Source organism: Microbulbifer mixtoriginis (SeqCode) (genome assembly GCF_052468275.1).
Genome location: NZ_CP174341.1, coordinates 1,753,524 through 1,767,857 on the forward strand (window position 1 = coordinate 1,753,524; position 14,334 = coordinate 1,767,857).

The 14,334-nt window shown below is 52.2% G+C and carries 13 protein-coding genes; 5 read left to right on the forward strand and 8 right to left on the reverse strand.

All coding sequences use genetic code 11. The annotated features are described in order from the left end of the window. Positions 1-159: 159 nt before the first annotated feature. A complete protein-coding gene (locus ACJJIC_RS07625) occupies positions 160-573 on the forward strand; it encodes a hypothetical protein (protein ID WP_252083072.1) in 414 nt (137 codons plus the stop codon). A gap of 39 nt (positions 574-612) precedes the next feature. Here the strand turns inward: ACJJIC_RS07625 and ACJJIC_RS07630 are convergent, their stop codons facing one another. From ACJJIC_RS07630 to miaB, 6 genes are all read right to left on the reverse strand, one after another. Then, positions 613-1,530 carry a TIGR01777 family oxidoreductase gene (locus tag ACJJIC_RS07630; RefSeq protein ID WP_444910330.1) on the reverse strand — a complete coding sequence of 306 codons (918 nt, stop codon included), beginning with the start codon at positions 1,528-1,530 and terminating at the stop codon, positions 613-615. Positions 1,531-1,644: 114 nt separating this feature from the next. Next, a complete protein-coding gene (lnt, locus tag ACJJIC_RS07635) occupies positions 1,645-3,210 on the reverse strand; it encodes an apolipoprotein N-acyltransferase (protein WP_445356714.1) in 1,566 nt (521 codons plus the stop codon). A gap of 81 nt (positions 3,211-3,291) precedes the next feature. After that, the gene (locus ACJJIC_RS07640) at positions 3,292-4,185 is read right to left on the reverse strand and encodes a CorC family transporter (protein WP_435583622.1); all 894 of its coding nucleotides are present in this window, start codon (positions 4,183-4,185) and stop codon (positions 3,292-3,294) included. A gap of 65 nt (positions 4,186-4,250) precedes the next feature. After that, positions 4,251-4,721: an rRNA maturation RNase YbeY gene (gene ybeY, locus ACJJIC_RS07645; protein WP_444887015.1), complete on the reverse strand. Its 471-nt coding sequence runs from the start codon at positions 4,719-4,721 to the stop codon at positions 4,251-4,253. Between the two features lie 17 nt (positions 4,722-4,738). After that, positions 4,739-5,767: a PhoH family protein gene (locus tag ACJJIC_RS07650; protein ID WP_444910327.1), complete on the reverse strand. Its 1,029-nt coding sequence runs from the start codon at positions 5,765-5,767 to the stop codon at positions 4,739-4,741. A 214-nt stretch (positions 5,768-5,981) separates the two neighbouring features. After that, entirely contained in the window at positions 5,982-7,349 is a 1,368-nt protein-coding gene (gene miaB / locus ACJJIC_RS07655; protein ID WP_444883981.1) for a tRNA (N6-isopentenyl adenosine(37)-C2)-methylthiotransferase MiaB, read from the reverse strand. Between the two features lie 181 nt (positions 7,350-7,530). Between miaB and ACJJIC_RS07660 the strand changes: the two genes are divergently transcribed. The 3 genes from ACJJIC_RS07660 (at position 7,531) to olsF (ending at position 10,654) form a co-directional block, all read left to right on the forward strand. Continuing rightward, the gene (locus ACJJIC_RS07660) at positions 7,531-7,863 is read left to right on the forward strand and encodes a DUF1820 family protein (RefSeq protein ID WP_211214910.1); all 333 of its coding nucleotides are present in this window, start codon (positions 7,531-7,533) and stop codon (positions 7,861-7,863) included. A 317-nt stretch (positions 7,864-8,180) separates the two neighbouring features. Further along, a complete protein-coding gene (locus ACJJIC_RS07665; RefSeq protein WP_444900017.1) occupies positions 8,181-8,972 on the forward strand; it encodes a UDP-2,3-diacylglucosamine diphosphatase in 792 nt (263 codons plus the stop codon). Further along, a complete protein-coding gene (olsF, locus tag ACJJIC_RS07670) occupies positions 8,969-10,654 on the forward strand; it encodes a bifunctional ornithine lipid synthase OlsF (protein ID WP_444910326.1) in 1,686 nt (561 codons plus the stop codon). The genes ACJJIC_RS07665 and olsF overlap by 4 nt, the downstream gene beginning before the upstream one ends. A gap of 59 nt (positions 10,655-10,713) precedes the next feature. Here olsF and ACJJIC_RS07675 read toward each other — a convergent pair whose 3' ends face one another. Then, positions 10,714-12,000 (reverse strand): aspartate aminotransferase type Ic, encoded by a 1,287-nt coding sequence (locus ACJJIC_RS07675; RefSeq protein ID WP_252083064.1) that lies wholly within the window; start codon positions 11,998-12,000, stop codon positions 10,714-10,716. 143 nt (positions 12,001-12,143) lie between these two features. Beyond that, the gene (locus tag ACJJIC_RS07680; protein WP_444910325.1) at positions 12,144-13,010 is read right to left on the reverse strand and encodes a DUF6279 family lipoprotein; all 867 of its coding nucleotides are present in this window, start codon (positions 13,008-13,010) and stop codon (positions 12,144-12,146) included. Between the two features lie 296 nt (positions 13,011-13,306). Between ACJJIC_RS07680 and nagB-II the strand changes: the two genes are divergently transcribed. Continuing rightward, positions 13,307-14,317: a glucosamine-6-phosphate deaminase NagB-II gene (gene nagB-II, locus ACJJIC_RS07685; RefSeq protein WP_444910324.1), complete on the forward strand. Its 1,011-nt coding sequence runs from the start codon at positions 13,307-13,309 to the stop codon at positions 14,315-14,317. Positions 14,318-14,334: the final 17 nt, after the last annotated feature.

Here is a 14,334-nt window from a genome sequence, read left to right on the forward strand (position 1 = left end):
CTTTTGTGATGCGGTGCTCTCAGATACTTATCAGGCATGAGGGAATAGGCGTCGGCGAGGGATTGCATCTGTTTTTTGAAAGCTGGTTGTACTAGGTAAATGGACGACTGGCGCCACAGATCTCACCCGCTAATTACTACTTACATTGGAGTAGCGACTGTGGATAACAACCATAACAATAAACGAGATAACCTTATGATGAAGGGCATCCCGGTTTCCTTCACTCCCATCCAATTGCACAACCGACTCAACCGAGCTGTTTGGATCGGCTTCAAGCGTGTGGACCAGGATGGCCGAATTCTATTTTTCCTGTGTGGCGGTGCTGAGAGCGGGGCCCATTTGAATAAAAATTTCGAGACATTTGCGGGGCAAATTGTCCGTGAGTTCGGTTTAGATCCTGCAGAAGTGGAATTCATCGAGCTGCGGGTAAATGCAGAGGAGTCCCAATGGTATCGCTGGCACGCGCACTGGGTTGGCTCAGCCCCTATGGGTAGTCACGGGGATTTAGTCACCAGTGAATCCAGTCGGCGTTATTTAATGCAGGCCCTGGAGAGTAGCGTGGTCGCTGCTTAAGCAGCATAGCCTGATCCAGCCAATAAAAGTGCCCAGGAATCAGACACTTACCTTATTACTAGCATTGTCTTTAGCTAGCAGGTCGGCTAGTGCTTGTTCCAGGGTAGGAAACTGAAAACTGTAGCCGCTGTTTAAGGCGGCTCGGGGCTCCACTCTTTCGCTGGCAAGGAGTAGCTCTTCTGCCATCTCCCCGAACAGGGTTTTCAGCAGCCAGGCTGGAGAGCGGAAAAAGCAGGGGCGGTGTAGCTGTTTTGCCAATAAGCGGCTGAAGCTGTTATTGGTAACTGCTTCTGGAGCACTGGCGTTAAAAGGGGTGCATAGGCGTTGGTCTATAGCGTGAAGTATCAATCCGACTTCGTCGTCTTCGTGAATCCAGCTCATCCAGTGTTCGCCAGAACCCATTGGTCCACCAAGTCCCAGACGAAATGCCGGTAGCATTTTGGGAAGTGCTCCCCCTCGGTTGGAGAGCACAATAGCGGTGCGTATGACTCCGACGCACATTCCGGCCCTTTGTAGTGGCAGTGTGGCCGCTTCCCAGTCACGGCACAGTTGTGCGGAAAACCCTCCGCCAGCAGGGCTGTCCTCCTTGAGCAGTTCGCCGCCACGGTCTCCGTAGTATCCAATAGCAGATCCTGAGAGAAAGTAATTGGGGCGTTCTCTTTGGGCGAGTGTCCAGCGTACTAGCCGTTCGGTGGTATTCAGGCGTGAGTGGCGAATTTCGGCACGGCGTTTCTCGGTCCAGCGAGAGGAAATGGGTTCCCCTGCCAGATTGACAACAACATCTACCCGCTCTTGCACCTCTTCAGGAGCGCTGGCGGCATTGACAGACTCTCCGCAGAGTTGGTGTATCTTATCCGGATGGCGACTAAGTACTGTAAGTGTGTCGCCACGAGCGAGCCAGCGTTGGCAAAAGAGTCTACCGATCAAACCGGTGCCACCACTGATTAAGCAATGCATAGACTGCCCATCCCCGCCATAATTTCACAGGTAAATTGCATGCAGCATAGCAGTCATCTGCACATGCGGGGTGTCTCGGCGGCGCACTTTAGAGTGATCAGTGGCAGGTCATTACTATTCGGTCACTCCCCCGGTCATTGGCTTGGCAGCGCTGTTCTTTCGCTTGCGATTGAGAATTACAGCTAGCGCCAACATTGGTAGTGCCAGGGCAAATACTGAGAAAATTCCGGCAAGCATAAATGGTGTTGAGCCGCGCATCGCACGTATGTCACCGCTCATATTGGCTTGCTCAAATTGTGGCAGCTGCTCAATGATAAGTCCGCGGGGGTCGACAATCGCGGTTACACCGGTATTGGTGCCGCGGACTAAATAGCGACCGGTTTCCAGTGCGCGCATTTGCGCCATTTGCATATGCTGCAACGGCCCTATGGATTCACCGAACCAGGCATCATTACTGATGGTCAGGAGTACCTGGGAGGTGAGAGCGCTATCCGCCACTAGGCGAGGGTAGACAATTTCATAGCAGATTAGTGGAGCCCAACGTGCTCCTGCAGCATTCAGTGGCCCCTGTTGGTCGGGTCCGGAGCGAATAAAGGAGGTGGGTAAATTGAAGAATTCAATAGTGCCTCGAATCAGCTCCTCCAGTGGGACATACTCACCAAAAGGTACCAGGTGACGCTTATGGTAAACACTGGGGCTGCGGCCAAAGACCGCTGCGGAGTTGTGGACTTTGCGAGAGTTATCCACAGGGCTGTGGGTGTCGTAGAGAATTCCGCTGATAAGATCAATGCCGGTTTTCTCTGCATTGCGTTGCAGAGCCTGCATTAGGTTTGGGGCCTGGCCGTAAAGCATGGGTAGCGCTGCTTCAGGCCAGATTATAACGTCGACATCACGCTCGCTCAGGGTGCGGGTACCCTCCTGATAGCGGCTAATAGTCTCGCCGCGAAACTCCGGCAGCCACTTTTTTTCCTGGGGAATATTAGCCTGTACCAGTCCAACGGTTATGATGCCTCCCTCTGCCTGAGTCCACTGAATATTGGCGAGGGCAGCACCGAGGGGCCAGGGTACGATTGCTGCGCCAATTAGTACAATATGGGCCGGTCGCTTGAGGGGGGACAAGCGGCCACTGGCAGCCAGTGCGATGACCGCACCGGAGAGGGCCAGAAAAAGTCCAATTCCGTAGACACTCACCACCGGAGCCCAGCCAGATAACCAGGTCTCCAAGTGGGCATAGCCGGCGAACAGCCAGGGAAAGCCAGTGAACATCCAGCTGCGGAACCACTCACTGATAAACCAGAGTGCGGCAAAGGCGAGGGCGAAGCTAAATTTGTTGGCGGTAAAGCGACCGAGGAAATAGAACGGTGCTGCAAGCAGCGCCGCCATCAGCGCGACGAAGCTGGCGGTGAGTGCGAATCCCAGCGGCGGCGAAGAATTGCCAAAATTGGTAATTGAGACATAGACCCAAGAGCCACCAGTGGCGTAAAGGCCTAGCCCATAACAGAAGGCTAGCCAGAGGCTGGTGCGCCCACGCAGCGGCTTGCCGCGAGAGGCAAACAGGAATAGCCCGGCAAAAAGCGCCAGAGAAAGTAGGCCGCACAACCAATAGTTGAAAGGGGCCAGGGAGAGCGTCATTAGCCCGCCGGCAGCTGCACCAGCGGCAGGTAAAAGTAATCTTCGCATAGACTCGCTTAATCGGTAGCCGCCGTTGCGGCTGCATCCTACCCGAGAAAATCTTGGCTAGAGCCCCAGAGGGGGCTTAACTCAATCTTCATCGGGTGGTTTACGCATATGGGCCACGCGCAGCAGGTGAATTTGCCGGCTGTCCGCGTAGAGCACCCGGAAGAGGAAGTCTCCCAAGCGGGTGACCTCATCGCGACCGGGCAAGTGGCCGAAAGACTGCATAATCAGACCACCAACTGTGTCGAATTCTTCATCGCTGAATTCGGATTTAAAAAATTCATTGAACTCTTCGATCGGCGTGAGGGCCTTGACTATGTAGTCATTTTCTCCCACCCGGCGGATAAAGCTATCTGCCTCTTCCTCATCGGTTTCGTCTTCGATCTCACCGACAATTTCTTCGAGGATGTCCTCAATGGTCACTACGCCGGAAACGCCGCCATATTCGTCGATAACGATGGCCATGTGGTAGCGGTTTTCACGGAACTCTCGCAGGAGAATGTTGAGGCGCTTACTTTCAGGGATGATATTGGCTGGGCGAATAATATCTTCGAGTTGAAATTCGCCGACGCCCTTGAGGAGCAGGGGGAGCAGGTCTTTGGCTAGCAGTATTCCGCGGATATCGTCGATACTCTCGCCGACGACAGGAAAGCGTGAATGGCCTGACTCGATAATCTTGGGGAGAAACGTTTCCGGCTTGTCCTGTAGCCCTACAACCACCATCTGCGAGCGAGGGATCATTATCTCCCGAACCTGCTGGTTGGATACGTCCAGGGCGCCCTCGATGATGGACAGGGCCTCGGCGTCAACCAGCTGATTTTCAGCGGCGTCTTTGATGATGTCTAATAGTTCATCGCGGGACTTGGGTTCGGCAGAAAATGCACCAAACAATCTTTCCAGCCAGTTCTTTTCACTCGACCTGGCTTTGCTGGAAGAGTGACTACTTGGGGGCTCGTCAGTGGTCATGGAAGTGGCCATGCTCCGAATATCTCTCGTCTATTTCAATCAGTAATCGTTAGTGGGTAGATTCATTTCAACCCTCGTTATCCCGCCTCATCGAGAGGGGTGTAGGGGTCCGCAAAGCCGAGATGGGTCATTAGGCCAGTCTCTAGCCTTTCCATGATTTCCGCATCGCTATCTTTGATATGGTCATAACCCAGAAGGTGCAGTGTGCCATGGACTAGCATATGTGCCCAGTGCGCCTCAGTCGTTTTGTTCTGTTGCTCCGCTTCCTTCTCCACAACGGGAGCACAAATTACCAAGTCTCCTAATAGTGGGAGGTTCAGCTCTGCGGGAAAGTCTGCTTGGAAGGACAGGACATTGGTCGGCTTATCTTTGCCGCGATATTGCGCGTTGAGCGCCTGGCTCTCCTCTTCGTCGACGATACGAACTGCCAGTTCGGCCTCATCTCGTCGGCCGGACAGAGCGTTAATGACCCAGGTGCGGATCTTTTCATCGGAGGGTAGATTTGTGCAGCGGCTAGCCCGCTGCACATCAAGGGTTAAATCAATCATAACTCTGTGGAGGAACCTCAGGCGGCATTCTCGTCGGCTTTGTTGCTGACACTGGCATCCCGCTCAGCCTCGTGGATATCGTAGGCTTCGACAATGCGCTGTACGAGAGGGTGGCGGACAACATCCTTAGCGCCGAAATGGGTAAAGCTGATGCCGTTGACCTTGCCCAGGACTTCCACCGCGTGACGCAGCCCTGAGGCCTGTCCTCGTGGCAGGTCCACCTGGCTCGGGTCTCCGGTAATCACTGCAGTGGAGCCGAAACCGATCCGGGTCAGGAACATTTTCATCTGCTCGCGGGTGGTGTTTTGGCTTTCATCGAGAATGACAAAGGCGTTGTTGAGGGTGCGCCCACGCATATAGGCCAGGGGGGCTACCTCGATCACATTGCGCTCAATGAGTTTGCCCACTGTTTCAAAACCGAGCATTTCATAGAGTGCGTCGTACAGCGGTCGTAGGTAGGGGTCAACCTTCTGACTCAGGTCACCGGGGAGAAAGCCGAGCTTTTCGCCTGCTTCTACCGCTGGGCGCACTAGTAAGATGCGCTCCACTTGGTCTTTGAGCAGGGCCTCGACCGCACAGGCTACTGCGAGGTAGGTCTTGCCGGTACCCGCTGGGCCAATACCGAAATTGATATCGTTACTCTGAACCGCATGTACATACTTGCGCTGATTCAAACCTCGGGGACGCACAGAGCATTTCTTAGTACGAATCAATACCACCTGGTCTGCTTCAGTGGATTCGCTCTTCTCTCCCTTGTGGAGAAGCTCCTCTACACCGGCTTGTTGCAGGGCTAAGTGGATCTCATCGGGGGTCAGTTGATCCCGAGAGTCAGTCTCCTTGTACAGGAAGCTAAGTAATTCACAGGCAGCCTTGGCTTTTTTAGCTTCACCGTAAACGGCGAACTGATTGCCGCGGTTGCGGATCTCAATATCCAGTCGCTGTTCTATTTGGCGCAGATGTTGGTCGAACTGACCGCAGAGGTTGGCGAGACGGCGAGCATCGTTGGGCTCGAGGGTAATACTTTGAGCGAGGGTTTGCGTTTCCAAACTGGTTTCCGGCACCTTAATCTAGAGGGTTCATAGCTAGGGTATACCCATTTTCCCCAGATAGGAAAGCTTTGGGTGCTACCAATAGGTTCTAACTTTACCCGATTTTAATTACAGCTTGTAATTTCAGAGGTGTTATTAGGAAATTTGGGTGGCAAGGGGTGGTTTTAAAGCACGCCTTGCCAGGAGGGAAGGGCGGTTACAATGCCTCAGATCAGAATAAGTCCTCTTCCAGTTCCGAGGTGAGTAAAGTGCCGCGTAGGGAGTTTGGCAGGGCTTCCTCAATCAGCACATCTGCAAATTTGCCGATCAGGGCCAGGTCATCGGCGCGGAAATTAACCACCCGGTTGTTCTCAGTGCGTCCTTGCAGCTGGCCTGGATCCTTCTTGGAAACTCCGGTCACCAAAACCCGCTCAGTATTACCTACCATGTGCCGGGCAATTGCCTGGGCCTGCTGGTTGATACGGTTTTGCAAAAGCTGCAGGCGCTCTTTTTTGACGTCTTCCGGGGTGTCGTCGGGGAGATCCGCTGCCGGAGTACCTGGGCGCGGGGAATAAATAAAGCTGAAAGATATATCAAAGCCCACTTCCTGAATCAGGTTCATGGTAGCTTCGAAATCTCTGTCGGTTTCACCGGGGAAGCCCACGATAAAGTCCGAAGACAGGCAGATGTCCGGGCGTATTTTCTTCAGGCGGCGAATCTTGGACTTGTATTCCAGCGCGGTGTGTCCACGTTTCATGGCCATTAAAATGCGGTCGGAGCCACTTTGCACTGGCAGATGCAGGTGGCTGACCAGTTCAGGCACCTGTGCATAGACATCGATCAAAGCATCGGAGAACTCTACCGGATGCGATGTGGTGTAGCGGATGCGGTCGATGCCATCAATTGCCGCTACATAGGTGATCAGCTCGGCGAAGTCCACTTCCTGTCCGTCGACCCCGGCGGCGCGGTAAGCATTGACGTTCTGGCCAAGTAGGTTCACTTCCCTGACACCCTGCTCTGCTAAGTGTGCAACTTCTTCCAGTACATCGGCGACTGGGCGGCTTACTTCCTCGCCGCGAGTGTAGGGCACTACACAGAATGTGCAGTACTTGGAGCAACCTTCCATAATGGAGACAAAAGCCGTGGCTCCGTCGGCTTCAGGTTGTGGCAATCGGTCGAACTTCTCGATCTCCGGGAAGCTGATATCTACAACGACCACGCCATTCTTCTGCTCTTTGGTTTCCATCATTTCTGGAAGGCGGTGTAGAGTTTGCGGGCCGAAGATCAGATCTACATAGGGCGCGCGCTTGGCGATAGCCTCGCCCTCCTGGCTGGCTACACAGCCTCCGACGCCGATAACCAACTCGGGATTCTTTTCCTTGAGGCGCCTCCAGCGACCCAGCTGGTGGAACAGTTTTTCCTGAGCCTTCTCGCGAATGGAACAGGTATTGACCAGGAGAACGTCCGCCTCTTCGGGATCGTCAGTGGGTACCATAGCGTGAGACTCGCCGAGTAGATCGCGCATCCTGGCGGAATCGTACTCATTCATTTGGCAGCCGTGGGTTTTGATGTATAGCTTTTTCGCCGGTGTATCGGACATATCGTGCCTGATTAAAAACTGGTCAATTAAACGGGTGGGGCATTATAGCGACAGGACCCGGCACTGCATAGATGGCTATATTAGCGGTTGAGAACCTGTGCTATTCTTGCGCGCTTTTTCGGGCTTTGCCCGCTTTCTGAACAACTTCGAGCTTCGGGGTATTCCCCATCCTGAGAGACTTATGGCCAACCCGATATATAAAGTGATTTTCCACAACCAGAGCCAGGTGTATGAACTCTATGCCCGGGCGATTTATCAGAGCGATATGTACGGCTTTATTGAAGTCGAGGAATTTGTTTTCGGGGAGAAGGCCCAGCTGGTAGTGGACCCCAGTGAAGAAAAGCTAAAAACCGAGTTTGCCTCGGTAACCCGTTCCTATATCCCGATGCACAGTATTGTGCGTATCGATGAGGTGGAAAAAGAGGGGACAGGCAAAATTGTCGAAGTTAAAGGCGATAAAGTTGCAAAGTTTCCCTTTGCGCCGCCCATTCGTCATCCCCAAGACACCGAATAACCCTCTCCTCTTTACCGAATCAGCTGGCCTTGGGCCAGGCTGATTCGGGCGCCTAAAGCCCTCGCAGTCTAGCGGGTTTCACTGCAATATAAGCTTCAATAAAGGTCCTCTGGACTGTCATCAAATCGCTGCAAAGTGACTGCGCAGGCGATCATTGGCCTTAATGGTATTTGATCGATATCCAATAAGCGTTCGCCTGTTCGCGGCTTGCAAACTATTGACCGATAAATTCCACTGCATGGCATAGGTTGGCGCTCGGCAGGCAGGTTATCAGTCTTTACGCGAGTTGATTACTGGTCAAAGGTTGGAGCCTTGCTATGGGCAATCGCTACCATGCGCTGTGGATATCTGATGTCCATTTGGGCAGTAGAGACAGTGAGCCTCATCGGTTGGCGGATTTCTTGGCACAGAATCGTGCCGATAAGGTGTACCTGGTAGGGGATATTTTCGATATGTATGCCCTCTCTAAAGGGAAGGGCACCTGGTGTCAGGCATCCTCCATGTTGTTAGGGATGCTTTCGGAGTTAAGCAGTCTTACTCCGGAGGTTATTTATATTCCCGGAAATCACGACGCCCCCATGCGCAGCTGGGCGGGTAAACGTTTGGGCAATATTCGTATCGAGCGCGATTGGATTCACACAGCTGCCAGCGGTAAACGCTACTGGGTAACCCACGGCGATCAATTTGAACATAATATCAAAATTAATCCGTTCAGTTACCACATTGGGGATCGCAGTTACTATCTTATGCTGCGATTTAACCGCTGGATTAATTATTGGCGCAGCCGTTTCAACAAGCCCTGGTGGTCTCTGGCCAGCCAAGTAAAGAACCGTGTGAGTGCAGCCAGGCAAATGATGACCGATTTCGAAAATGTTGCTGTGGGTGAGGCTCAGGCCAAGGGGATGGATGGGATTATCTGTGGGCATATTCATCGCCCGGCGCTGCGCAATAAGAACAGAGGTGGGCGTACGGTTACTTACGCAAACTGCGGTGATTGGGTTGACTCGATGAGTGCCGTGGTAGAACAACAAGATGGCAGCCTGGAACTGCTTCATTGGTACCGGGCCCCAAAAATAGCCAGCATAATGACAGAGGTGGTGGCCGCATGATTCAGCTTGAAACACTGTTACAAAAAAATGCCTGGTACAGCGCAGCGCCGCAAAAGCCCACACGAAAATTGGTCTCCGCTACCCTTAAAAAAATTTGTTGTGAGGAACAGATTGTAGAATTTGGGCGGCGTTACCCTCACTTGGGAGGGTTGGATTTTATTCGCCAATTATTTAGTGACCTCAACTTCCGCTATGAGTTAAATCCTTCGGAATTGGAGCGGGTGCCAGTGACTGGGCCCTTGATTATTGTGGCTAATCATCCCCTGGGCAGCCTGGATGGCCTGGCATTAATCGATATGGTTGCCAGAGTGCGCAAGGATGTGCGTGCAATTGCCAGTCATCTTTTATGGAATATTCACCCATTGCGTCCATATTTTTTGCCGGTAGATAACTTTAACGGACGTACCCGCCGTGCCGATGTGCAAGGGATTTATGATTATCTCGGCCTGGGTGGGGCGGTAATTATTTTTCCCGCCGGTGAGGTTTCACGCCTAAGCCCCCAGGGGGTGCGCGATGGGCGCTGGAACCCTGGGTTTGTCCGCTTTGCTGAGAAGGCCAATGCACCGATCTTACCTGTGCAAGTGCTCGGCAGAAATTCCTGGTGGTTCTACGGCCTGTCGATGCTGAATAAACCACTTTCAACCCTTTGGCTTATTCGAGAAATGTTTAAGCAGGCCAGCCGTGGTATTGATATCCGTATTGGCCGCCCCTTGGAAGCGGAGCACTTCCGCAGTTGGCCGCTAACTCCCCGTGCCCAGGCGGCTCTCTGGCGCAAACATGTTTATAAATTGCATCGTTCTCCCGCGCCTCTGGGGCCGGAACTTATTGCCGCTGCTGAGTCTCGGGGGGAGGTGAAAAAAATAATCGAGAGCTGTGAAGCTCTGACCTCCCAGGGGAACTTCTCCGTGCGACTCTATCGACAGCGGCCGGATTGCCCAGTTATGCGTGAGCTGGCGCGTACGCGTGAAGTGGCTTTCCGGGCAGTGGGTGAGGGAACAGGGCAGAGTCGGGATTGGGATGCATTTGATGCGCACTATGACCACTTGCTACTGTGGGACCATCATTGCCAGCAGATAGTGGGCGCCTACCGTATAGCGGGCACCGAGAGCTTGGCAGAGAATGAAATCTACAGCAGCACCCTGTTCAATTATCCCTCCCCACCGCGATATTGCCTGCCGGGTTCGGCAGAACTTGGTCGCAGTTTCTTACTGCCTGAATACTGGAGGGGCAAAGGGCTGGATTTGCTATGGAGTGCTATCGGCCAGTGGGTCTTGCGCAATAAAGTACGCTATTTATTTGGCCCTGTTTCTATGCCGGGAACATTTTCGGTGCGGGCAAAGTCGGCAATTGTAAGATATTTTTCCCATTATTTTGCTCCGCAAAACCCACTGGGCGATGCGCGTCTGCCTTTCCTGCAAGCCGGTGCACCTCTGCCAGATCTCTCTGGGGATTCAATTGCGGATATGCGCCAGTTAAAACTGGTGTTGCGTGAAGAGGGGGTGGTTTTACCGCCACTTTTCAAAAAGTATGCTGCATTAACCAAGCCGGGTGGCACTAGTTTTCACGCCTTCAATGTTGATCCAGACTTTTGTGATTCCGTTGATGGGCTTGTGGTGGTCGATTTAGATTTAGCCGATGAGAAGTTCGCACGACGCTATCTCTCAAGCGAAAACGCTGCTTGAATCAAAAGGGCAGTTTTTAATGCCGCCCTTTTGATTCTCTGCCAAACCATTTCAGAAGGTTATCCTGCCTTTCGCTGTTGCTCCAGCTTCTGGCGCACACTGGCTAGTTTCACGCACAGTACAAACACCGACATGGCGGTGTCGAGTTCTTCCAGGGGGGGGAAACTCGGTGCTATGCGGATATTGCTGTCCTCAGGATCTTTGCCATAGGGGAAGGTGGCACCTGCAGGGGTGAGTTTTACACCGGCCTCTGCTGCCAACTTGACTACGGCCTTGGCACAGCCTTTGCGGGTATTGAAGGAGACAAAATACCCTCCTTGAGGTTTTTCCCATTGGCCCAGATCCATTTCAGCCAGACCGTTGTGCAGGTGTTCCAGCACACAGTCAAATTTGGGCTTAAGGATATTGGCATGCTTGCGCATGTGTTCCTTCAGGGTGGTGAATTCGGTAAAGAAGCGTGAGTGGCGCAGCTGATTCACTTTATCTGGGCCAATAGTCATGGTCTGCATCTGTTGCTGCAAGGATTGCAGGTTGGCACTACTGGCACTGACAAATGCGACACCGGCTCCGGCATGGGAGACTTTAGAGGTGGAGGCAAATTGAAGCACTGAGTCCACAGTGTCATTTTCCAGAGTGGCAGCACGAATGCTGGCGAGACTGACATAGTGTCCAAGGTCGTGTACAGCATAGGCGTTATCCCAGAATATTCGAAAGCCTGGATTGGCGATTTGGCCGAGCTGAGCCAGGCGCTCTACGGTTTCATCACTGTAAGTGATACCACTGGGATTGGAGTACTTGGGCACGCACCAGATACCGATAATTTCATTGTCCTCACGAATATACTTTTCTACAAGGTCCATATTAGGTCCTTGATCATTCATGGGGATGCTGACCATACCGATCCCCAGTTGTGCACAAATACTGAAGTGCCGATCATATCCGGGCACAGGGCAGAGGAATTTGGGGGCTTTCAATTCTCGCCAGGGGGTATTGCCGGCAAAGCCGAACAGGTAGCCGGTTAGCACTGCGTGATACATCAGGGTTAGGGAGCTGTTGCCTGCGGCGATAACCTCTTCTGTGGGTACTTGAAGCATATCCGCACCAAGTTCACGGGCACTAGTGAGCCCGATTAAACCGCCGTAATTGCGGGTGTCAGTGCCTCCTGCGGCGCGGTAATCGTTACACAGGATTCCGTCCAGCTTGTCGGATAAATTCAACTGTTCTGTGGAGGGTTTGCCACGGGTGATATCCAGATTTAGCTCGTGTTGACGGATGCGCTCATAGTGGGAGCTCAGCTCTTTTTCCCACTCGGCTAACTGGTCAAAACTGGCGGATTCGATTTGCACGTGAAGTCCCCTGGCTGGTCATTAGAGTTGGCGAGCTTAGCAGTATGAGCTGGGCTTAGTCAGCCCCATGTTACGATTTTTGAAGGTTACTTTTTAGGGTGCATTGGCTTATAAGTGCGCTTTATCTTTTTTCTTCGGTATTTTTATTGGTTGGCGAGGGAGTGAAAATCCTGCGCGTATTCTCTTAGTGTTTTACTGAGATGTCGGCGTTGTTCAAGGCTGGTACTCGTTAATATTTTTTTGGCCAGTTCTTGCGCCTGCTGTTGGCGCTGTTCCTGATTCTGGCGATATTCTGGCGACCAGAGTTGTTCTGGGTTGAGCAGTAGGCTGCGGATTTTTTCCAGGTATCCCTCCGGTTTGTTACGCAATAATTCGAAGGTTTTGGATTGCCAGAGTCTTCGTTGCTCGATGCGCTGTAGAGGGTTGTACTCCATTTTGGATACCCAGGCGGTAATCATTTTTTTTTGCTCTTCGGTAAGGGCGCCGAGCCAGCGAATGCTTTCTCTCCGGATAATTTTGTCGCGCTTATGTTGTACTTTTTCCGGAGAACGTTGCCATTTTTCCAATCTCTTTTGCTCTTTTCTCCACATATTGCCTTGTAGTTCATTAATCTGTTGTTCACTCAACTGCGCTGCCAAAGGCAGCATCAGGTTGTAAGCATTTTCACTGGCGGCTGCTAAAAACTGATAGACCTGCTTATCGATAGGTTGCAAGTTGGGCTTTTCCAGTGCTCCCTCATCGACCCTTTTTGCTAGGTTATTCAAAAAGTCGGCGTAGCGAGGGAGTTGGGTCTGTCGGTGCCAGCGAAAAAAGCTGTTGAGTGCGCCCTGCAGCTCACCTTTTTGGGTGCGGTCCAGTTCTACATATTTTTGGGCTTTCCAGCGAATCCAGTAATCCACATTGTTGTAGGCAAATTGGATGCTGGAGCAACTGTTAATAAATAGTAATAGGATTAGGAGCGTTATAACTCGCCAGAAATGGTGTATTGGCGTGCCACCCGCTTTTGTCATCGATTTTTCCTGTAGGCATTGCCCGATTGATGTCGGGGAATTATTAGAAAGCATAGATGATTAGGGTATAAGCGTCTTGTGGCGTGAAATCTCCTGTTTCTCTCGTGTAGGCCTGCTTTGGGAAGCTTTATACGCTTATCGGGAATGAGTTGAAAATGGTTTGATAAAAGAAGTGACAATGACCTCCCCAGCTATTAAAACAGCCGCTCTTTATGTGCTACCTGCACATAAACTGATAGTTGGATTCCTCCAAAAAGTTTGCTGGGAGTCCGGTTTCGGGGGGAGGGGTAGCCTGAGTGAATGATGGAATGACTACGACGATTATGGAGGCCGAAGCCCGAGAGGCTCCGGCAAGAATTGCTGAACAGCTACAAACGAATGCGAAAGTGATGGAGCGCCTGGGGGAGCGTTTGCAAGCTCATGCTCCGCGCTTTGTCATGATTGTTGGGCGGGGTTCTTCTGACCATGCTGGTGTTTTTGCCAAGTATCTGATCGAAATAGAAACAGGGACGCCCACCTTTGCTGCGGCGCCTTCAGTTTCCAGTGTGTATGGACGCCGATTGAAATTGGAAGGGGCATTGGTGCTGGTGATCTCTCAGTCGGGGCGCAGTCCGGATATTCTGGCTCAGGCGAAGATGGCCAGGGAGTGCGGCGCCTATACGGTAGCTTTGGTGAATGATGAGCAGGCGCCAATCAAGGATATTGTCGATTTACTGATTCCCTTGAAGGCGGGGCCGGAAAAAGCGGTGGCAGCAACCAAAAGTTACCTGGCCACGCTTTCGGCAATTTTGCAGTTGGTGGCTTGCTGGAGTGGTGACAAGGCGTTGCGCCTGGCCTTGGAAAAACTACCTGAAACTTTAGAAGCTGCTGTTCGCGCAGAGATACAATTGAGACCTGAGGATCTGGCTTCGGTGCAGAATCTGGTGGTGCTCGGACGCGGTCCCGGTTATGCCATAACCCGCGAGCTGGCGCTGAAATTAAAAGAAGTGTGCAATATCCATGCGGAGTCTTTTTCCAGTGCAGAATTTTTGCATGGGCCGGTAACTCTTGTTGAGGACAAGCTGACCGTGGTAAATGTCCCTATTGAGGATGAGTCATTCAAGGCGCATAGTGAGCAAATTGATGACATAGTGCAAAGAGGGGCAAGCCTGATCAATCTGCATGTGCCGAGTAAAGGAGTACATCCCCGCATCGCCCCCCTTGCTTTGCTGCAGCGCTTTTATATCGATGTTGCCCATGTTGCAGTAAACCGCGGTATTAATCCTGATGAGCCGGCAGGCCTAAAAAAGGTCACTCAGACCGTATAATAATCTGCCAGAAATTT